Annotated in this window: 19 protein-coding genes; 5 read left to right on the top strand and 14 right to left on the bottom strand. The window is 58.9% G+C overall.

Annotation, left to right across the window (positions count from 1 at the left end):
• Nucleotides 1–55 precede the first annotated feature (55 nt).
• Both ACQRAJ_RS07685 and ACQRAJ_RS07680 read right to left on the bottom strand, forming a co-directional pair.
• Nucleotides 56–1108 carry a branched-chain amino acid aminotransferase gene (locus ACQRAJ_RS07685; protein ID WP_427728837.1) on the bottom strand — a complete coding sequence of 351 codons (1053 nt, stop codon included), beginning with the start codon at nt 1106–1108 and terminating at the stop codon, nt 56–58.
• 289 nt (nt 1109–1397) lie between these two features.
• Nucleotides 1398–2045 carry a VTT domain-containing protein gene (locus ACQRAJ_RS07680; RefSeq protein ID WP_154517831.1) on the bottom strand — a complete coding sequence of 216 codons (648 nt, stop codon included), beginning with the start codon at nt 2043–2045 and terminating at the stop codon, nt 1398–1400.
• A 223-nt stretch (nt 2046–2268) separates the two neighbouring features.
• Here ACQRAJ_RS07680 and cysE point away from each other — a divergent pair, with 223 nt between their 5' ends.
• Nucleotides 2269–2973, top strand: coding sequence for a serine O-acetyltransferase (gene cysE, locus ACQRAJ_RS07675; protein ID WP_370450655.1), 705 nt, complete (start codon nt 2269–2271; stop codon nt 2971–2973).
• A gap of 108 nt (nt 2974–3081) precedes the next feature.
• Here cysE and ACQRAJ_RS07670 read toward each other — a convergent pair whose 3' ends face one another.
• From ACQRAJ_RS07670 to ACQRAJ_RS07655, 4 genes are all read right to left on the bottom strand, one after another.
• Nucleotides 3082–5088, bottom strand: coding sequence for an ABC transporter ATP-binding protein (locus ACQRAJ_RS07670; protein WP_427748237.1), 2007 nt, complete (start codon nt 5086–5088; stop codon nt 3082–3084).
• 1 nt (nt 5089) lies between these two features.
• Nucleotides 5090–6814, bottom strand: coding sequence for an ABC transporter ATP-binding protein (locus ACQRAJ_RS07665; RefSeq protein WP_427728840.1), 1725 nt, complete (start codon nt 6812–6814; stop codon nt 5090–5092).
• Nucleotides 6814–7302 carry a MarR family winged helix-turn-helix transcriptional regulator gene (locus tag ACQRAJ_RS07660; RefSeq protein WP_427719802.1) on the bottom strand — a complete coding sequence of 163 codons (489 nt, stop codon included), beginning with the start codon at nt 7300–7302 and terminating at the stop codon, nt 6814–6816. Before ACQRAJ_RS07660 ends, ACQRAJ_RS07665 begins: the two co-directional genes overlap by 1 nt.
• Before the next feature lie 181 nt (nt 7303–7483).
• The gene (locus tag ACQRAJ_RS07655; protein WP_427728825.1) at nt 7484–7774 is read right to left on the bottom strand and encodes a CDP-alcohol phosphatidyltransferase; all 291 of its coding nucleotides are present in this window, start codon (nt 7772–7774) and stop codon (nt 7484–7486) included.
• A 293-nt stretch (nt 7775–8067) separates the two neighbouring features.
• On the opposite strand from ACQRAJ_RS07655, the gene ACQRAJ_RS07650 reads away from it, so the two are divergent.
• Complete coding sequence (locus tag ACQRAJ_RS07650) at nt 8068–8589, top strand: nitroreductase family protein (RefSeq protein ID WP_427728823.1); 522 nt, start codon at nt 8068–8070, stop codon at nt 8587–8589.
• Between the two features lie 34 nt (nt 8590–8623).
• Here ACQRAJ_RS07650 and ACQRAJ_RS07645 read toward each other — a convergent pair whose 3' ends face one another.
• The 6 genes from ACQRAJ_RS07645 to ACQRAJ_RS07620 all read right to left on the bottom strand — a co-directional run bounded on the left by ACQRAJ_RS07645 (nt 8624) and on the right by ACQRAJ_RS07620 (nt 14738).
• On the bottom strand, nt 8624–9904 hold the full coding sequence (locus ACQRAJ_RS07645) for an LCP family protein (RefSeq protein WP_427748236.1): 1281 nt from the start codon (nt 9902–9904) through the stop codon (nt 8624–8626).
• 2 nt (nt 9905–9906) lie between these two features.
• Nucleotides 9907–10710, bottom strand: a complete 804-nt coding sequence (locus tag ACQRAJ_RS07640) for a class B sortase (RefSeq protein ID WP_427728819.1) — start codon at nt 10708–10710, stop codon at nt 9907–9909.
• Nucleotides 10711–10796: 86 nt separating this feature from the next.
• Nucleotides 10797–11387 (bottom strand): hypothetical protein, encoded by a 591-nt coding sequence (locus ACQRAJ_RS07635; protein ID WP_427728817.1) that lies wholly within the window; start codon nt 11385–11387, stop codon nt 10797–10799.
• A 167-nt stretch (nt 11388–11554) separates the two neighbouring features.
• On the bottom strand, nt 11555–12136 hold the full coding sequence (locus ACQRAJ_RS07630) for a hypothetical protein (protein WP_427748234.1): 582 nt from the start codon (nt 12134–12136) through the stop codon (nt 11555–11557).
• Nucleotides 12137–12219: 83 nt separating this feature from the next.
• Nucleotides 12220–13437, bottom strand: coding sequence for a helix-turn-helix domain-containing protein (locus ACQRAJ_RS07625; protein WP_427728814.1), 1218 nt, complete (start codon nt 13435–13437; stop codon nt 12220–12222).
• A gap of 266 nt (nt 13438–13703) precedes the next feature.
• Complete coding sequence (locus tag ACQRAJ_RS07620) at nt 13704–14738, bottom strand: YeiH family protein (RefSeq protein WP_154517801.1); 1035 nt, start codon at nt 14736–14738, stop codon at nt 13704–13706.
• 193 nt (nt 14739–14931) lie between these two features.
• Here ACQRAJ_RS07620 and ACQRAJ_RS07615 point away from each other — a divergent pair, with 193 nt between their 5' ends.
• Nucleotides 14932–15633 carry a GntR family transcriptional regulator gene (locus tag ACQRAJ_RS07615; RefSeq protein WP_427719781.1) on the top strand — a complete coding sequence of 234 codons (702 nt, stop codon included), beginning with the start codon at nt 14932–14934 and terminating at the stop codon, nt 15631–15633.
• Nucleotides 15634–15745: 112 nt separating this feature from the next.
• On the opposite strand, the gene glmS is transcribed toward ACQRAJ_RS07615, so the two are convergent.
• The gene (gene glmS / locus ACQRAJ_RS07610; protein ID WP_427728812.1) at nt 15746–17593 is read right to left on the bottom strand and encodes a glutamine--fructose-6-phosphate transaminase (isomerizing); all 1848 of its coding nucleotides are present in this window, start codon (nt 17591–17593) and stop codon (nt 15746–15748) included.
• Between the two features lie 329 nt (nt 17594–17922).
• Here glmS and ACQRAJ_RS07605 point away from each other — a divergent pair, with 329 nt between their 5' ends.
• The gene (locus ACQRAJ_RS07605; RefSeq protein ID WP_427728810.1) at nt 17923–19035 is read left to right on the top strand and encodes a LacI family DNA-binding transcriptional regulator; all 1113 of its coding nucleotides are present in this window, start codon (nt 17923–17925) and stop codon (nt 19033–19035) included.
• A 113-nt stretch (nt 19036–19148) separates the two neighbouring features.
• Here the strand turns inward: ACQRAJ_RS07605 and ACQRAJ_RS07600 are convergent, their stop codons facing one another.
• The gene (locus ACQRAJ_RS07600) at nt 19149–19802 is read right to left on the bottom strand and encodes an HAD family hydrolase (RefSeq protein ID WP_427728808.1); all 654 of its coding nucleotides are present in this window, start codon (nt 19800–19802) and stop codon (nt 19149–19151) included.
• Between the two features lie 167 nt (nt 19803–19969).
• On the opposite strand from ACQRAJ_RS07600, the gene ACQRAJ_RS07595 reads away from it, so the two are divergent.
• Entirely contained in the window at nt 19970–20848 is an 879-nt protein-coding gene (locus tag ACQRAJ_RS07595) for a hypothetical protein (protein ID WP_427728806.1), read from the top strand.
• Nucleotides 20849–21011 lie beyond the last annotated feature (163 nt).

Raw genomic sequence — 21011 nt, 5'->3', positions numbered from 1 at the left:
GCCCGAGGACGCGCCGGAAAGGAAGGTCGCCCTCGGGCCGAACATACAAGACAGCTTACGCGACGGTGTAAACCCAGTTGTGCTTATCCTCGACAGCACCAGACTGAATACCAGTCAGGGTCTCGCGAAGTTTTTTCATAACAGGGCCGATCTCGGTGCAGCCAGCCGGGAAGGTCACGGTCTCGTCGGCACCATAAACCTTGTTGTCAATCTCGCCGACCGGGGAGATAACAGCAGCGGTGCCGCACAGACCGCACTCGACAAAGGTGCCGGCCTTGACCTCGGCCCACTCGACGGGACGCTGATCAACGGTCATGCCCAGGTCCTGAGCGACCTGAACGAGCGAGCGCCGGGTGATGGAGGGCAGGATCGAGTCGGTGTGCGACTGCGGAACGACGAGGGTGCCGTCCTCTTTCACGAACAGGACGTTGGCGCCACCGGTCTCCTCGACATAGGTGCGAGACTCGGAGTCAAGATACAGGTTCTCGGCATAGCCCTCGCGATGGGCCTCCATCGTGGGCTTAAGGGACATGGCGTAGTTCAGGCCGGCCTTGATGTTGCCGGTGCCATGCGGGGCTGCACGGTCATACTCGGAAACGCGCAGCTTAACGGGCTTAAGGCCGCCCTTAAAGTACGGACCGACCGGAGTCACGAGAATGCGGAACGTGTACTCAGGAGCAGGAGCCACGCCAATCACGTCACCAGAGCCAATCATAAACGGACGCACGTACAGGGTCGCACCGGAGCCGAAAGGCGGAACCCAGGCGGCGTTGGCAGAAACGACCTGCTTGACGGCCTCAACGAACTTGTCCTTGGGGAACGGGGGCATCTCGAGGCGCTGGGCAGAGTTATACATGCGCTCAGCGTTCATGTCGGGACGGAAGCAGACGATGCTGCCATCCTCGGCGGTGTAGGCCTTCAGGCCCTCAAAGACCTCCTGGCAGTAATGGAAGATGCCGCCGCACTCGGAGACATGCATGGTGTGGTCGGTGGTCAGGCCGCCCTCGTCCCACTCGCCATCCTTCCAATGAGCCTCGTAGCTGTAATCGGTCTTCATGTAGCCAAAGCCGAGGCTACCCCAATCGATATCCTTCTTCTCGACAGTCATATGTCGCTCCTTACATACACAGTTGCATACTCGCGAACCCGCACGCAAGGACCGAGGCCGACCGTGTCGCAACGTCGCACGCCCGGAGCGTAGAGCCGGACGGGACACGCGGGCAACATCGAAGCCGATGGCACGTCGATTCGCATGGACGAGATTGTACTCCCCGCGCGCGTCGGATAAAACGTTTTTCTTTAACTAAGTAAAGTATTTTCATTTGACCGAAACTAAAGAGGCCCGCCACCGTAAACGGTGACGGGCCTCAACGACGCGATTTGTGCGCCAGCTCGAACTACGCGTTCTGTTTGCCCAGCTTAGCCTTAACCAGGCCGACTACAGTCGGGATGATCGACACGGCTACGATGCCAATGATCAGCAACTCAAAGTGCTCCTGCACAAAGGGAATGCCACCAAAGAAGTAGCCCAGCAGTGTAAAGACCGTCGACCAGGTAATGCCGCCCAGCACGTTGTAGATGACAAAGTTGCGCCAGTGCATGCCGCCCATGCCGGCAATGAAGGGCACAAAGGTGCGGATAAACGGGAAGAAGCGGCCGAGGAAGATGGCCAGGTGACCCCACTTGTCCAAGAAGTCCTCGGACTTTTTGATACGCTCGGGCGTCATGGCCTTGACCTTGCCCGAAGCGATGATCTTTTTGCCAAAGAAGTGACCGATCATAAAGTTGCACTGGTCTCCCAGGATGGCAGCGGCCCATGCTACGGCCAGCAGGGCCACGATGTTAAAGCCACCGTTATGGGCAAAGAAGCCCGAAGCAAACAGCAGTGAATCGCCGGGAAGGAACGGGAAGAACACCACGCCTGTCTCAACGAAGATAATGAGGAACACGCAGCCGTAGGCCATAAGCGGGCCGGCGGCGATCCAGCTGGCAATCGCGGTGCGCGGGTCTTTGAGTAGCTCGGCGATAAAATTGATGAAACCCATGAAGTAAAACCTCTCAGTTGTGGGCGCGGATACGTCCAAGTTGACCAGTATACGGTTGCGGTGCCCCCTCGTGCGCAACCCCACAAAAGCATGACTCCATTACCAGCAAGTTTGCATAACTGACACCTGTCATGCAAAGCCGCCAAGATTATTCTTCCTAATCCCTAGCGAATCGCTATACTTTATTGAATCGCATTGCCATGGCGCTAAGGGAGGGCGGCCGGTGAGCTTTATCAATACCATTCGCGAGGACATCAAGACCGTCCAGACGCAGGACCCCGCCGCGCAAAACGGTTTGGTCATCTTCCTTTCCTATCCTGGCCTGCACGCCAAGTGGAACCACGTGCCCGAGCACTGGCTGTGGGAGCACGGTCATCGCTCGCTCGCCCGTGTGCTCTCGCAAATCACCCGCCACATCACCGGGGTCGAGATTCATCCCGCTGCACAGATCGGCAAGCATTTCTTTATCGACCACGCCATGGGCGTCGTCATCGGCGAAACCACCATCGTGGGCGACAACTGCGTGCTCTACCAGGGCGTCACGCTTGGCGGCACCGGCAACGAAACCGGCAAGCGCCACCCCACCCTGGGCAACAACGTCACCGTGGGCACGGGCGCCAAGGTGCTCGGCAACATTCGCATCGGCAACAACGTCAAAATCGGCGGCAACTCGGTTGTCGTCAAGGACGTGCCCGACAACTGCACCGTCGTGGGCGTACCGGGACGCATCATCAAGCGCAACGGCTGCCGCGTGTTCGAGGAGAGCTTCGACGCCAAGCAGCACCGCGAGTACATGCCTGACGATGCCGCCGAGCAGTCCGCCCTCAACCGTCAGGGCATCACCGAGAACGCCCGCCGCGTCAAAGAACTCGAGCAAGAGGTAGCCGAGCTCAAAGCCCTCGTTGCCAAACTTGTGGACGAACGCTAGACGCGGACGGCCAATGACAACATTCACGCCAGCGCAAAGGCGCGCCAGGGAATCTATCCCCGGCGCGCCTTATTTCCGATGCGACAAGGGGGCCGTCCCCATGTCGCATTATGCGAACTGGCTCAGATAGAGGTCGGCGTAGGCGCCCTCGGCAGCCAGCAACTCCTTATGCGTGCCCTGCTCGATAATGTTGCCGTGATCCATGACCAAGATCAGGTCGGCGTCCACGATCGTCGACAGGCGATGCGCGATCACAAAGCTGGTGCGCCCACGCATAAGCGCGTCCATAGCGCGACCGATGGCGAGCTCGGTGCGCGTATCCACGCTCGACGTCGCCTCGTCCAGGATGAGAATCGCCGGGTTGTTGAGCAGCACGCGTGCGATGGTCAACAGTTGACGCTGCCCTTGGCTAATGCTCTCGGCATCGTTGGCCACCCGCGTGTCATAACCCTGCGGCATGGTGCGCACAAAGAAGTCGACCTGCGCGGCGCGCGCAGCCGCCACGATCTCGTCGCGCGTCGCCTCTGGACAGCCGTAGGCGATGTTTTCGGCAATCGTGCCATCGAATAGCCAGGCGTCCTGCAGCACCATGCCAAACTGCTGGCGCAGCTCGCCGCGGTCCATACCGCTCGTGTCCACGCCGTCGAGCGTAATGCGCCCGCCATCGATCTCGTAAAAACGCATGAGCAGGTTGATGAGCGTGGTCTTGCCCGCGCCCGTGGTTCCCACCACGGCGATCTTCTGGCCCGGCTCGGCGGTAAACGACACGTCACGCATAAGCGGCTTGTCGGGCGAATAACCAAAACGCACGTGCTCAAAGGAGACGCGGCCCTCAATGCGACCCGGCAGCCTGGCAGCCTCACCCGGCAGCGGATCGGCTTCCATCTCGGGCTCATCGAGCAGGTCGAACACGCGCTCCGCACTCGCCAGCGCGCTCTGCAGCGAGTTGAAAGTGAACGACAGCTGCGTCATGGGTTCGGACGCCCCGTAGATAAACTGGAAGAACGCCTGGAACACGCCGACGGTCATGTGGCCGGCGACCAGCATGCTGCAGCCCACCAGCGCGATCACGATCTGCGCCAAACGGCCGATAAAGCGAACCGCAGGGCCGACGGCATTGATCATAAAGTCGGCCTTGGTACTCACGCGCGCTAGCTCCCTCGAGGCCTCGTGCACCTCGGCAGAGCTCTGATGCTCGCGGTTGAATGCGCGAATCACCAAACGGCCTGAATAGCCTTCCTCGACCGCGCTCGTGATTTTGGACACCCACTCCTGACGCTCGCCCGTCACATCATGCGTACGGCGCGAAACCACCTTGGTCACCAGCAACGATACCGCCGTAAAGCCCAAAAAGACCAACGTGAGCTTGACGCTATAGACAAACATCATGATGATGGCACCCGTCACGGTACCGATCGATACCAGCAGCTGCAGCAATCCGCGCTGCATACTCTCGGACATCTTGTCCAAGTCATTGGTCGCGCGGCTGACCACTTCGCCGGGGCGATGCGCATCAAAGTAGGCGAGCGGCAGGCGGCTGAGCTTCTGCGCGATGCGGTTGCGCAGACGCAAGTTGAGTCGCTCGGCGACGCTCGACATCAAAAAACTCTGCAGCGCATAGAACGATCCGGCGGCCGTCCAGATCAAAAAGTAGACAAAGATGGTCTTACCGCACTGGTCCCAGGTGATGCTGAAGGTCGTTCCGTTGGCAAACGCCACCTGTATATGGCCCCACAGCTCGTCGATAACATGAGCGCTATATGCCGGCGCGGCGGTGTTAAAGATGACGTAGAACACAATGCTCGCGAATACAATATAGAAGCGCCAATGGTCGCCGGCGGCCTCGCTCCACAAGCGGCGCACCGTCGCCCAGGTATCCCGGGGCGTCTCGTCCTCTTCTTCGTCGTCCACGTCGCGCATACGCTCTGCCTCGGCGCGGGCGCGCTCGTCCTCGGCACGCTCGTTTTCCTCGTACAGCGCCTGGCGACGAGCCTCGCGCTCGGCCGCGGCCCTGGCGGCGGCATCCAGCTCGGTCGACGCGGCAGCCGTTTCCTCGGCCAGCCCCGCGGCAGCGTCGTCATCAACGCCACCTTGCTTCTTGAGCTCCTCGGTCATGCTACTCACCTCCCTTCATCTGCGATTCCGCGATGGCGCGGTACACCTCGCAGGTTTCCATAAGTTCCTCGTGCGCGCCCAGGCCCACGACCTCGCCATCCTTGAGCACGACAATCTGGTCGGCATGCAAAATCGTCGAGATGCGCTGCGCGATGATGAGCACCGCGGCGTCGCGCGTCTCGTCCTGCAGCGCATGGCGCAAGGCCGCATCGGTTTTAAAGTCCAGGGCCGAAAAGCTGTCATCGAAGATATACAGATCGGCATGCTTCATGAGCGCACGGGCGATTGCCAGACGCTGGCGCTGGCCGCCCGAAAAGTTCGTACCGCCCTGGGCAACCGGAGTATCGAGCCCCTGCGGCTGATCGAGCACAAAGGTGCTCTGGGCAACCTGCAGCGCATGAAGCATGTCCGCCTCGGTCGCGTCCTCGTTGCCAAAGCGCAGATTGCTTGCCACGGTGCCCGAGAACAGCCACGCCTTCTGCGGCACATAGGCGATGCGCCCGCGAATCTCATCTTGCGAAAGCTCGCGCAGATCGATGCCGTCCAGGCGAATGGCGCCCTTGGTGGCATCGTGGAAGCGCAGCAGAAGCTTTGCCACCGTCGACTTGCCCGAGCCCGTCGAGCCCACAATCGCGGTCGTCTGACCGCGACGACAGGCAAAGCTCAGGTCGCACAGGGTGTCCTCGTCGGCGTCGTCAAAGCGAAACGACATGTGGTCGAACACGGCAACAGCATCCGCATCGTCCTCGGAGGCAGGCGTCCCGTCACCCAGCGTACGCTCGCCGTCCACGATGCTCGGCTCAATCTCCAACACCTGCTGCGCACGGTTCAGGCACGCGGCAGCACGCGGAAGCGTCAGCACCACCATCTGGGCCATCATCACAAAGAACAGGATCAGAATTGCATACTCCAGCACCGCCGAGATACTCGCAATCTGCATGGCGTGGGCGCCCACCCGGTTACCGCCCACCCACAGCACCGCCACCTCGGCGATGTTCATCAAAAAGAAGCTGGAGCTGTCAAGGCCCACAAACAGGTGGTTGACCTTTATGGCGTTGGCGGCGTAGTCGCTAAACACCTCGTCCAGGCGCCGCTCCTCGTGATGCTCTTTATTAAAAGCACGAATAACGCGCACGCCCACAATATTCTCGCGCAGCACCACGTTCATGCGGTCGATAAAGCCCTGTAGGCGCATAAAAATCGGTGCCGCATTGGCAACCGTAAAGACCGCCGCAACCAGCACGATCGCAACCACGACGCCCAGAAGCACGCCCATAGCCGGATCGATAAACCAGGCGAAGATGATGCCCGCCACAGCCAAGAACGGCACGGGCAGCACCAGCTGAATCGTCTGAAGGACAGCCTGTTGAATCACGTTGATGTCGTTGAGTGAGCGCGTGATCATCGATCCGGTGCCAAAGCGCTCAAAATCGCTGGCAGACAGCTCGAGTGATTTGTCGTAGACGGCATTGCGGATGTCGCAGGCCACGTTAGCCGCCAGACGCGCCGAAAGATAGCAGCCCAGCACCGTGCCGCCGCTAGCCATGCTCGTCGCGATAAACATGTATAGGCCGTTGCATAAGATGTAGTCGACATCGCCCGTGGTAATACCGGTGTTGACCATGTTCGCCAGCATCGTGGGAACCAACAGCGTACCGACGTTATCCACCAGCAGCGCCAGCAGCGTCACTGCGACAAGCCCTCGATAGGGCTTCAAAAACCTCATTAACAGTCGCACGACTCACCCTCACCTTGATTCTCGGCAGCGATATGCTGCTTAAAGACATCGCACTCATCGCCGAGCGCATGGGAAAATTTTTCGATGAGGCGCATGATTTCGCGCTGTTCCCAGGGCTCGAGCACTTCGAAAGCCTGTTGCTCGGCTTCTTGCGCCGGCAGCGCATATTGCTCGGCAAACCGCATGCCCGCTTCGGTCAAACGCACAACCTTGTTCTTACGGCTGCCTTCGGCAAACTCCAACGTTGCGAAGCCCCGCGCCGTCAAGGTTTTAATTGCCGAGTTGATGGTCTGCTTGCTGTAGAACCATTCGCTTGTCAGACGGCTTACGGCAATACTGCCGCCTGCCGTGCTGGTATCGACGAGCATCCAGTAAGCGCAGTCCGAAAGGCCGCAGGCGCGCGAGAACTCCGAATAGATATGGTCGAGTCCATTGAGCAACCGGTCGAAGTCGGCCGGCGTAACCGCACTATTCATCTATCCCACCATTCGATTGTCCGATTTTTGACCAATTTTATGTCTCTAGATTAGTCCGAGTTTTGACTATCGTCAACAGGTTCTCCGCAAATGCCTGCACTTTTATGGCCTATCGGCAGAAAAAGACCGCCGGCGCGGGGGCGGCGCCAGCGGTCACGTGAAAATCGGGTTTTATTGCCTGTTAAGCGGCGACGGCCTCGTAGACCGTAGCGCCCGAGAAGCTATCGTGCAGGCTTTTGCCGCAGATCCAAGGCAGCTCGACGACCTCGCAGAGCGTGTTGACCAGCTCGGAGCAGTCAGTAAAGTGGCCCTTATCGTTGAGGGCCTCGCAATCCTGAACACGCCAATAGCCATCGGTGTGCGTGATGTAGTACTCGTGATCGTCAATCCTCACAAAAGCGCGCGTCTTGGAACGCAGCAGCTTCAGAAATCCTTCGAAATCGGTCTCGACGACATCCCCAGCCTGGAACATGATAGTTACCTCCTGGCCCGGCGCCACCACGGCGCGTTGATAAACGTTGGTACTTCTTTAGTAAAACCTTTATCAGAGGTTATGCGTTCGTCATTTAGGCAAGTGGTAAAAACCGCAGGGCAGACGGGATAAAACGTTTAACCATCCCATTGGCTTGTCACATTTTAAAGGTACTTTTATGCAAACCTACTTTCCCAATTGGAATCTATCCTTTTGCCGGGCACTTGACCGTCTATCGTTTGAGCCCGACGGGTATGAACGGGGCATCTGCAACGCCACCGCAAGGAGACACCATGGAGACTATCGAAGCGCTCATTCACCGCCGCAGCTGCCGCAAATACAGCGATCGTCCCGTCGAGGCCGAAAAGCTTGCACGTATTATCGAAGCCGGCCAATATGCACCGAGCGGCATGGGCCGCCAGCCGGTGACGTTTGTCGCCGTCACCAACCCCGCGACCGTCGAGCGTCTCTCACAGCTCAACGCCCAGGTCATGGGCAGCAACAGCGACCCCTTCTATGGCGCCAAGACCGTTGTGGTGGTGCTGGTTGACCGCAGCGTGCCCACACATCTGGAAGACGGCTCACTCGCCATGGGCAACTTGCTCAACGCCGCCTATGCACTGGGTGTCGATTCGTGCTGGATTCACCGCGCGCATGAGGTCTTTGACTCGCCCGAGGGCCTGGAGCTGCTGGCCAGCTGGGGCCTGCCCGCCGACGGCAGCCTGCGCGGTGTCGGTAACTGCATTCTGGGCTATGCCGAGGACACGCTACCCGAGGCAAAGCCGCGCCGCGACAACGTGGTGTACGTTAGGTAATTTGTTCCGCCGTTCTACCGAACGGCAGAACAAATTAGTCGACCGGGTGGTAGAAGGTGTCGACGACCGTCTGCTTTACGTTGTCTTGGTCTAAGTAGAACTCGGCAAAGGTGTCGCCCTGCTGCATGGTTCCCTGCAGCGTCACAACATCAAACGAGGTCAGGCCGTGCTCGAGCATCGTGGTCGCCAGATAGCTAAACTCATCGAGGCCCAGATTGGTCCACGTATAGTCACCCATCGTCTGGTACAAGTTGATCAGCACAGCCGGATTACTCTTGGCGCTGTTGAGCACCTTGGCCGCAAACGCCTGCACATAGCTCACCTGACGCGCCGTACGATCGAGCGACGAGGTCAGCTCCGTGGTATCGCGCCACTGCACATACTTTTCGGCCGAGATTCCAAACAGCGTCGTCTCCTGCCCCTCAACCGCTGCCGTGCCCGGCACGGTCTGTGTCGGCACGAGCGTCACGCCGCCAATAGAATCATTGATAGGCGCCACGCCCTCGATGTTGAGCGTGTAGTAATAGTCGACTGGGATATTGTCGAGTACGCGTGAAGCGGCTGCCGCCGTCAGCTGCGAGGAATTATCACCGTCGGTACCGTAGGCAAACTGCAGGCAGAGCTGCTCGGTCACCTGACCCGAAAACGAACCACCCGCATACGTATCGACGGCAACCATGCTGTCGCGCGGAATAACGATACCGCGGGCCTCGCCTGTATCGGTATTAAGGGCTACAACCATAACGGTATCCGACTGGCCTTCTTTGGCGCCATCATCAGACGCGCGATTATCGAAGCCGATAAACGCCACCGTAGCCATATGCTTGTTGAGTGCATACTTCTTGCCGTTATAGGTAATGGTGTCACCCTTGGCCTTAATGACCTTTTCGGTCTTTTCCTCGATCTTCTTTTTGCCCTGGCTCACGCTGTGGTTCACAAAGCCCCAGCCGGCAGCAGCAATCGCTCCGATCACGAGCAACACAATCACGAGTGTGCGGATGCGGCGACGACGTTTGATGCGCTTAATCGACTCCTGGGAACGGCGACGGCGCTGCGGTGGCGCCTCATCGAGCGAAGGCCATTCGGTCTCATCAGCAGGCTGCGGTGCATCATCCGCAACCTGCGCCGAAGTCTCGGCCTGGCCCACGGTTTTGCTCGACGCCCCATTTTGTGTGTCAGATGCCGAATCGACATCGGCACCCTGCTGCGCGCTGGCAGGCTCCGCCACATCGGAAACCTGTTGCTGGGAAGTGTTCTCCTGGCTATTTTCGTCGGGATCCACCGCATCGATAAAGTGCTTGCCACGGGGGTTCATGACTATTTTGTCTCCTGGTCGTTTGTTAACACACCGCTCACAATATAGCGCGAGTTGCCCTGCGAGCTATCGAGCATGCAGGTGCTCAGTTGCACAACCTTGCTATCCGCGTCAAGCGCAATACCTTCCCGTACGTTTTTGAGGAGCGCGTCGGGATTGCAGACGGTATTGAAATACTCCTGGCGCACTGCGGAATCGGCAAAGTTAAATGAGTTGAGGATGTGGCGATCGTCGTACTGGTAGGCCGAAACGATCTGGTACGTCAGAATATGACCGGGCGTGTAGATGAAGAACTCGGTATTCTCGTTAAAGAAGTCCGTATCCTCAAAATTATGCAAGTTATGGAACACGCCGCCGTTCACGTGGCCGTAGATCACCGTCACCGGATCGCTAAAGTCACGCGCATTGGCCATCTGGCTAAAGGCGGTGCCATACGGGTCGTACTTGCCGTCCTTGTCGTGATCTAAATAGAACAGGTCGTCGGTCGCACTCTGCAGTAGAGGCGTATTGATGTCGGCGCCCGGAATATAGAGCCAGGCGTAAACGTCAGCGTTTTCTTTGATAAGCGAAGCAAAGTCGATGGGATTGTCTGCCAGCTCCCTGTCCTTCGATTCGACCTTGGTGGCAGGCTTGCCCGTTGCACTCATCTCCTGCGCGCGCTGCTGCTCCAGATGGTTCATATAGAGTGCGTAGCCGCCGCAGCCGACTGCGATCAGTAACAACGCCACGAAAACGCCCTTGAGTATCGTGGCGCGACGCTTTTTGTCCGAGTCGTCCATATACTTGCCCCGTGGCTGCTGTGCCATAGTGTTCCCTTACCCTGTAAATCGGCTAAAAAAAGGACCCGCACAAGTACGGGTCCTCAAATCTTACGGTTGAAACTGTATGTGTGCTAGTTGTTCTTGCGAAGAGCAACAAAAGCGCAAGCGGCACCAGCGGCGGCAACAGCAGCCACGGCGGCAACAGCGGTGGTGTTCACGCCGGTAGCCGGGGACTTAGCACCCTTGTCGGCAGTCACAGTCGTGCTAGCGGCAGCAGAAGCGCCACTCGTGGGCTGAGCAACCAGAGAGATGATGCAGAGCTCGTCCATCGTGAAGGAAACGTTGCCGTTGGCGTCGGCGGTAAGCTCCTTCACATCGTGGGAACCAGAATCATGCTGGATGTAGACGGTCACCTTGGCGCCTGCATACTGAGAACCAAGAGCAAAGGTGAAGTTGTACGGGCCGCTCGTGTTATAGTGGGTGACCTCAAAAGAAGCAACCACATTGGAACCAGAGGGGACGTTGTTGGCGGCAGTACCGGTACCGACAACATTAAGCCAGGCATTGCTATCAGCGGCAACGCCAGACGCATTCGCAGTCACGCCATTGGACGTAACGGGATCGCTTTTAACATTTGCAGGACTGTTAGTGGCGAAAGCAGCCACGGGCAGAGCCAGGGCAAGAGCGAGCACACTCAGTGCTGCCATGAATCTCTTCTTCATGTTGGGTACTCCTCAACTTGCAGCTTACGAATTTTTAAGTTTATAGTAGTATAGCTTTTTTCTGCAAATTGTAACTAAAGAGCTCTACATAAAACGATTTTGCAGATTTTTGTTCGCCTATAGCTCAAAACGGCACCTAACCGTGACTATTTTATGTTCCGTCAGGTCTATGCCGTTTGATTTGGAGCCGAATTCGCCCCGCCATCACTCGCCTGTGCCGCTCCCTCTGCTTTTTGTTCGCCTTCATCCTTTTGAGCATCGGCAATGGTGGCAGCGGCTGCGACCATGCCGCGCTGGGGCGCGACGCCCGTCTGGGTCTGAACGCCCTCGACAACTTCTGTGCCTGCATGCGCGAGCTCCGGCGACTTAAACATTGCGTCCAGATTGGCCCCGCCGCCGGCGTAGCCAAGCGCCGCGAGCGCGATGACAATCACCGCAACAACGACCGCGATCGGAACATAGCGATGCCAGCCTGCGGGATTGAGGCCACTACGGCGAGCAGCGCCACGGCTAATGTAGCCGAGCGTTCCATCGTGCTTGAGCTTTGACCCCACCACACGCTTACGGCCCCACAGCGATGATTCGGCCTGCATGGCCAAGCGAGCACTTGCCGAAGGATAACCATATTTAGTGCGTTTGAACGAGCCGTCGAACCCCGAGGCGCTTTTGCCCCACGTCCGTGAAGTCGTGCGACGGTTGACCGGCGCCGCGGGCTTTCGAACCCGATTTGTTTTTGAAGTCTCCGCCATACTCCCCGCACGCCGTAACACAGTCGAAACAATACTGCTTTGGACTGTATCACACGCGCCGCGCGCGGTCACGGGCGCCTCGCTTAACGGTCGTCGTCCTTCAGCAGGCGCCACAGGGTCGTACGGCTTATGCCTAGCACTTCGGCAGCTCGGGTCCTGTTGCCGTGAAGGTGGCCTACGACCAGCCGTGCGATATCACGCTCGGTATCGGCCAGTGGGCGCAAGATATACAGATCGCTATCGAGCGTCGGGGCACCAAAGGTCGCGGTCTTGATAACGTCCTCCTGGGCGAGCACCTCCTCCGCCACCGCCCGCTCGGCTGTACCCGTCCTCACTAATATATAAAGTCGTTCCGAAACCTCACGAAGCTGTAGATAGTTACGGGGCCATCGATAGGCATCGAGTGTCTTTGCCGCCCCGGACGACAAGGCGGGTGTTGCCGTCTCAAACATATCTGCCAGATACTCCAGATAGCGCGCAACCTTTTCCGACGCGCCGCCCTGCTCGGCAATCGCCGGCGCCACACTCACTGCACAGGCCAGACGCTCGGTTACAAAAGCAGCCTGATCGCTTTCGCCGCCGCCTGGCATGTCGTTTGCCGTCAACACCACATGGCAACGAGTTGCGAGCGCCGTGTCGATCATTGCGGACACGAGCTCGCGCAGGCGTTGGGGGCCAACGGCATGCCAGCCGCCCATGCAAAGTGTCAGCCCCGTTTGGAATAGCGGCGATTCGGAACTTTTGAGCAGATGGCGCCAACCGCGATCCGTAAGCTCATCGAGCGCAACGGACACAAAGGGCTGATCGGCATAGGGTCCATCCAGGTACAGGCGTTTTGCAATCTGATCCTGTCCCGCGCCCAGCTCGCCCTCGAGCATAAGGGGCACTCCGCGCGCATAGCTCTCCCGTACGGGGGCAGCGACCGCTGCCGCGTCTTCGACGATGCCGTACGCACTCGATTCGTAGCGGGCCTCAACTTCGTCGGCGTTGAGCCACTCGATGCCCGCATGCGCCGCGGCGGCGCGCACCTCGCGGACCACGATGACCCAAAGGCCCCCGCCCTCTTTATCGGTGGGGCGAACGGTCAGGCTCAGGCGCGTACCCGCACGCCCCATAACCAGACGCGCGCCGTCTCCTATGCGGTCGAGGCGCTCAGCGACAAAAGCCGCCACATCCCGCTCAAGCGCCGCGTCAGTCATGGTCGAGATCGCGACGTCCCCACGCGCATCGATTGCCAATGCCGAGGCCCCGGCAGCAGCTAGGGCATCGCTCAAGATCTTCAGCTTGGCATCGCTATCCATGATTTGCCCCTGTCCGCTGCGACGTGCAACCGCCGACGGTCGCACGACCGAGTGTTTCAAAATTGAACGATATTGCTCACCAAACACTATAGGGCAGAAAGCTCCGTCCTGCGAGTATAGGTGTTGCCCCGCATCGCCATCCTGGCGGGGCGATAAGAGCTCTTCGGGATCTATTAACCTGCGGACAAGCCATACCCGCAAGAGCTCCTATCGCTCCACCGCGAGGATGCGGCCACCAGCAGCCAGCACGTAAATGGGCTACTCCTCTACCAGATTCCCAGCACGTGCTGCATTCCCAAACCCATGCACGCAATGCCAATCCAGCAGCAAAAGCCCAATGCGATGGGCTTGCCGCCTTTTTTGACCAGCTCGACGATATCGGTATTAAAGCCAATAGCCGCCATGGCCATCACGATAAAGAACTTCGACAGCTCCTTGATGGGCGCCGTAACGGACGCGGGAAGCTGAAACACTGTGGTGACCACACTCGCCAGCACAAAGAACAGCACAAACATGGGAAACGCGCGCTTAAGGGAGAACGTGCTTTTGGCGTCGCCGCCGGCCTTGCGCGCCAGATGCATCTGCCAGCATGCGAGGACCAACGTGATGGGAATAATGGCCAGCGTCCTGGTGAGCTTGACTACCGTAGCGCTCTCGAGCACATTGGCGCCAGGGTGCATACTGTCCCAGGCGCTCGCCGCAGCCGTTACAGACGAGGTGTCGTTGATAGCGGTACCGGCAAACAGGCCAAAGCCCTCGTTGGTCAGCCCAAGCATGCCTCCAAGCGTTGGAAACACGAGCGCCGCGATAACGTTAAACAGGAAGATGACCGAAATAGCCTGGGCAATCTCGCGATCGTCGGCATCGATGACGGGCGCGGTCGCGGCGATGGCGGAACCGCCGCAAATCGACGAACCCACACCCACAAGCGTCGCGATCTTGCCCGGCACGTTCATAACGCGGCAGAGCACAAAGGCGATGATGAGCGAGGTCAAGATCGTAGCCACGATAATCGGCAACGACTGGGCGCCTTTGGACAGAATCTGCGAGAGGTTCATGCCAAAGCCAAGCAGGATAACCGCGTACTGCAAGACTTTTTTAGACGTATAGGTGACGCCGGCGGCGAGCTGTTCGCGACGATTCTTGGGAAAGACGAGCGCCAGAACCATGCCAAAGAGGATGGCAAATACCGGCCCACCGACCACCTCAATCTGTTTGCCGAGCAACGACGCAGGGATGGCGATGATCAGGCAGAACAAGACACCCTTCCAGCGCTCGCGTACGATATTTACCAGTTGCATATGGGATTCCTTCTTTCTATTTCACGTTTGCGACGGCTTATGATACGGCAACATCGAGCACAGCCATACGCAAAAACAGACTAAGATGCCGCAATAGTTCTCGGGCAACAACCGAATTACCCAGCGCGGAGAGCTGATTCGCGGCATAATTAACAACTGACATATGAGTGTGATAGAACAGTTGCGAGGCACTATGGAAGAATCGATGCACGTCGGCGAGCAGGAAACGAGCCTACAGGACCAGTCCTACCACACCATTCGACGCAAAATAGTCTACCTGGACTACAAGCCGGGCGAAAAGTTGGGCGTCAAGCAGCTTTGTGACGACCTAGATATGGGGCGCACCCCTGTGCGCGAGGCACTGGTTCGTCTGGCGCAAGAGGGCCTAGTGCGCACCGTGCCCCAAAGCGGCACCTATGTCTCGCCCATCAACCTCACCCTTGCCGAGAGTGCCTGCTACATTCGCGAGCACCTGGAAAAGCAGGTGATTGTGGAGTGCTGCGCCCGTGCCACCTCGGTAGGCATCGAGCAGCTCGACCGAGCCATCGCGCTGCAGGAAAAAGCCATGGCCGAAGAGGACCGCATCGGCTTCTTTTTAAGCGACAACCTCATGCACCGCATGATCTTTAGCATCGCGTGCCGCAGCACCGTGTGGTCGTGGCTCGAGGCGACCAATGCCGACCTGGAGCGCTTCCGCTGGCTGCGCGCCGCTACGCAGGCGCTCGACAATCAGGAGATTGTTAACGAGCACAAGCAAATCCGCCGCGCCATCGCCGGTCGCGATCCTATCGAGGCAAGCTTTTTGGTCAGCAAGCACCTGCATATGATGTTCCGCAACCAGACCGAGGTCCTGGACCAATATCCCGAGTACTTCGAGACCAGCAAGCTCCGCTAACCTGCCAAAAAGGGACAGGTTTATTTTGGCAGGTTTTATCTGCGCAAATGCAACAAGGCCCGGCTCCGCTGCAACGAAGCCGGGCCTTAGTTGTTAGGACGTAGGAACTCGATTACTCTACTGTGACACTCTTGGCCAGGTTGCGGGGCTGGTCAACGTCGCAACCGCGCAGGATGGCAACCTCGCGGGCGAGCAGCTGCAGCGGAACGCTCGCCGTGATGGGGCTGAATACGTCACGGACGGCCGGCACGCGAATGATGCAGTCGGCGATCTTGTTGATTTCCTCGTCGCCCTCGGTAGCAACGACGATGACCTTGGCGCCGCGCGCCTTGCACTCCATGAGGTTCGACACCGTCTTGTCGTATGTTGCGCTTTTGGTTGCAACCGCGATAACGGGGAAACCCGGGTCGATCAGCGCGATAGGGCCGTGCTTCATCTCGCCGGCAGCATATGCCTCGGCATGCAGGTAGCTGACCTCCTTGAGCTTGAGCGCGCCCTCGTAGGAAATGGCGGCGCCCATGCCGCGACCCACGAACAATGCAGACTGCGCGTCCTTGCAGACAAGCGCGGCCTCGTGCACGGCCTCGGTCTGCGTATCCAGGATCCACTGGATCTGCTCGGCCGTATCGGAAAGCTCGCGGAACAGCATGCGCGCCTGCTTGGTGGTCAGACGGTACTTAACCTGCGCCAGCAGCAGGGCCAAAAGCGTAAGGCTCACGACCTGACCGATGAAGCTCTTGGTCGAGGCAACTGCAATCTCCTTGTTGGCCTTGGTGTAGATAACGCCGTCGCTCTCGCGCGCCACCGGGCTGCCCAGCACGTTGGTGATGCCAAAGACCTTGGCGCCCTTGATGCGTGCATCGCGAATGGCGGCAAGGGTGTCGGCCGTCTCGCCCGACTGGGACACGGCCACGACAAGCGTCGTCGGCGTGATGATGGGGTTGCGATAGCGGAACTCGCTTGCCGCCTCGACCTCGGTAGGAATACGAGCCCAACCCTCAATAAGGTTCTTGGCGATAAGTCCGGCATGGTAGCTGGTGCCGCAGGCAATCACATACACGCGGTCGATATCGTTGAGCTCCTCGAGCGAAAGGCCCAGCTCGTCGATATCGAGCTCACCGGCGGGGGTCATGCGGCCCACCAGGGTATCACGCACGACGCGAGGCTGCTCATGGATCTCCTTAAGCATAAAGTCGGGATAACCGCCCTTTTCGGCCATATCCAGGTCCCAGTCGATATGGGTAAGCTTGGGCTCAATCACGTTGCCAGCCTCGTCGGTATACTCGACGCCTGCGGGCGTAAGCTTGGCAAACTGACCGTCTTCGAGCACCACGACATCGCGGGTGGCATCGATAAGCGCGATCACGTCGGAGGCAACGTAGGAGCCGGTTTCGCCGACACCGACCACAATCGGGGAGTCCTTGCGGGCCACGGCGATCACGCCGGGCTCATCGGCAGAAACGGCGGCCAAACCATAGGCGCCCACCACGTGGGTGCAGGCCTCGCGCACAGAAGCCATCAGGTCGTGTGTCTCGGCATAGGCCTCTTCGATCAAGTGCGCAAAGACCTCGGTGTCGGTCTCGCTCTTAAAGTGATGGCCGCGGCCCTCCAGCTCCTCACGCAGCTCGGCGAAGTTCTCGATGATGCCGTTGTGGACGATGGCGATGCGACCGTCGCAGCTGGTGTGGGGATGGGCGTTGACAACGGAGGGCTTGCCGTGGGTAGCCCAGCGGGTGTGGCCGATGCCGCAGGTGGCGTCGCTGTCGACATTGGTAAGTTCGCTCTCCAGGCCCGCGACCTTGCCCACGCGGCGAATGACGTCGAGGTGAGCCGCCGTGCCCTCGCCCACTTCGAGTGCGACGCCCGAGGAGTCATAGCCGCGATATTCCATACGCTTAAGGCCCGTGACAAGGATGTTCTTTGCAATATCAGAGCCGGTGTAGCCGACAATTCCGCACATAGGATAAATCCCTTCGCTCGCGTGACTGCAAAACGTCCACGCACAAGGGGCGCTGAGACGTATAACGTTCGAGTATTGTACTCACGCAAGCGCAAGCTGATATACCAGAAGTGGTATCTCAACTTAGATACCACCCGATGCACACACGTTCAGCCGGTCCAAACCGCCACAAAGGTGCCTGTCCCCTTCGTGGTGGTCGCGTTGGCAATAGCGTTTCCCCAGATAAAACCTGCCAAAATAAACCTGTCCCTAATTGGCAGGTTTTGACACCCTAGGGACGGGCGATGCTACAATCTGGCTTGTACTTGAAACGCATCAAAGGGGCCGCTATGGCAAAGGTAAAAATCAGCGACGTCGCGCGCGAGGCAGGGGTCTCGCTGGGCACGGTATCCAACGCGCTCAACCATCCCGAAAAGCTGCGCCCCGAGACCCTCAAACTCATCAACGAGACCATCAATCGCCTTGGCTACCTGCCCAACCAAAGCGCCCGTCAGCTCGCAGGAGGCACCGCCAAGTCCTTTGGCCTGGTCCTCCCCCGTCTCGACCACGGCTTCTCGCTCCAAATTGCCAGCGGCGCCCATAACGAGGCCCGCAAGCACGGTTACGACCTGCTTATCGCTAACGCCGATAACGACGATATTCTCGAAGACCATTACCTGCGCTACTTTATGGGCACGCAGATGTCCGGTGTCATGGTTCAGCCCATGGCATCCCCCGATTGGCACCCCGCCATGACCAAGATGCCCGTGCCGATTGTCCATCTGGACATCCACTGTTCCGAGCCCGGTTACTACGTGGCCGCCGATAACGAGGCACAGGGGCGCATTATCGCCGAGCTCGCCATTGCCCGCGGCGCACGCCATATCACCGTTGTGGGCAGAGCGGCATTTATGCAGCTCACCCTGCGCGTGCTTGGCATTCACAAGGCCCTCGCCCTTCATCCCGATATCAAAATTGAGGTCATTGACGCCGGAGAATGGAATACCGCTGCCGACGGCTACAGTATCGGCACTCAAATTGCCGAGCGTTCCACCGATGAGCGTCCCGATTTTGTCATCGGCCTAACCGACGTATTGGCCTCGGGTGTTATCTTGGCGTTGATCGACAAAGGCATCTCCGTCCCCAAGCAAGTTCGCGTGGCCGGCTGCGACGGCAACCCGCTTGCATGGAGCGGGTCGGTCCCTCTCACCACAGTGGCACCGCCGGGTTACGAAATTGGCCGCAAGGGCGTGCAGCTGCTCGTGGAGCAAATCGAGAACAAGGCACCGACAAAAACCAAACGCGTCCGTATCGGCTCCGCCGCACGCACCGTCACCGAGGTCACAGCCGCCGAGGACATCAACCGCCAAGAACTCGTGCGGCCGTTCCTGCTGGAGCGCGCCAGCACCCAGGCAAGCAGCCAGACCGACGCCACGGCCATCAACCTCGGCGTGTATCTATAGCACGCCCGCAAGTATGCTAAGTCACCGCTTAAGCAAAAGGGGCCCGACCATTGCCGGGCCCCTTTTGCTTAAGCGCAAACGTGGGCAATTGCTCGTTTCAACGCCGCAATTGTCTAACGCACGGCCTTGACGACTGCCGCCGCCAGGTCGAACAACGTGTCGAGCACGGCCTCACAGCCATCCACCACGTCCTGCGGCAGCGGAACAATGTCAGGAACGGCAAAGACATGGCAGCCGGCCGTGATGCCAGAGACGCAGCCGTTGCGCGAATCCTCGACCACGGCGCATTCCTCGGGGGCAAAGCCCGCGCGCTCGCAGGCAAGCAGATACATCTCGGGGTCGGGCTTGCCGTGCACGACGTCCTCGCCGCAGGTCACCGTCTCAAACTTGTCAAAGAGGCCGACCGTCTTAAGATTGCGCTCGGCCGCGACGCGGCGTGACGACGTCGCAAGGCCCACGTGATAGCCCGCAGCCAGCAGCTCGTCTAGGCACTCAGCGGCGCCGGCCTTAAGCTCCAGGTCGGTCTTGACCATCTCGTCGCGAATCTCCTTGTGGCGATGATAGATCGCCTCAGCGGTTTCTCCGCTGCCGTAACGCGCCTCAAGGATGTCCATGACATCGGGCAGCGTGCGGCCGATAAACTGATGGATCAGCGCATCATCAATCGCGACCCCCAGCTCGGCAGCGCCCGCCTTCCATGCCTTGATGCCCAAACGCTCGGTATCGACCAGCGTTCCGTCCATGTCAAAAATTACAGTCTTGATCATATCGGTCCCCTCACCGGATTGCATTACGGCCACTCTAGCGCACTTTACAAACTTGTATATAACGTATATAGCATATTGCACTATCGTTACATAGGCAGAAGTCATATGACGAGCAGTCCGATAGGATTATAGTTTTCGACCGAGTACTCAATGGTAAGGATTGTTTTATGCTTTCAGACACTATCGCACCTGCAAAGGAGCTTCAGGACAAACTCGCGGCGCTCGAACAGCTGCTTTTGGCATACGGACGCGTCGCCATCGGCTTTTCCGGTGGCGTCGACAGCAGCTTTTTGGCCGCGGTCTGCGCCCGCATCATGCCTGCCAGCACGCTTCTCGTTCACCTCACCACGCCGCTCATCGGCACGCCCGAACAGACCTCGTTTGAGCGATCCGTTGAAAGGCAAACCAATGAGGGACCGCATTTTAAGCTCCCCGTGCTCAATCTTTCGGTCGATCAGCTGCAGCTCCCCCAAGTAGCCTGCAACGACGCCAACCGTTGCTACCACTGCAAGCACGCCGGCTTTACCGCCATCGTCAACCACGCTAAGTCGCTCGGCTTTCCCACCGTCATCGATGGCAGCAATGCAAGCGATCGCGGTGACTACCGTCCCGGCATGCGCGCTGCCAAAGAACTCGGCGTACGCTCCCCTCTTATGGAGGTCGGCTTTACCAAGGACGAAGAGCGCGAGCTGCTGCGCGCATGGGGCTATCCCGTTTGGAACCTGCCGGCGGGAGCCTGTCTTGCCACGCGCGTCCCCACGGGCGAGAAACTTACGCGCGAAAAGGTCGATTTAATCCGCGCCTGCGAGGACTACCTGCACGATCTTGGTCTGTCGCAGGTTCGCGCGCGCTTGGTCGGCGGCTGCATGCATATCGAAGCCGTTCCCGCAGATATCACCAAGATTGCCGCCCTCGGCGGTGCTACCGTCAATGCCGAGGGCAAGACCCCGCTGCCCGCCGCCATCGAGTCCGCGCTGCGCGAGCTGGGCTGCGCCCACATCTCCCCCGAAGTCACCCCCTACATCCACGGCAATATGAACCAGTAACCTGCCAAAAAGGGACAGGTTTATTTTGGCAGGTTTTATCTGGGGAAACGCCGAATAGCCCCACATTCACAACCGCCGCAGCTCCATATGAGGCAAATGAATCCGTAGCGTTTGTCCCAAATCTTAAGTATTTGTTCGACAGAACGGCCCCTGCCGGCTCCTG

Source organism: Collinsella sp. SGI.184 (assembly GCF_050313415.1).
Classification (GTDB): domain Bacteria; phylum Actinomycetota; class Coriobacteriia; order Coriobacteriales; family Coriobacteriaceae; genus Collinsella.
The sequence above is the reverse complement of the archived record's forward strand: the minus strand, read 5'-3'. Positions and strand labels throughout refer to the sequence as shown.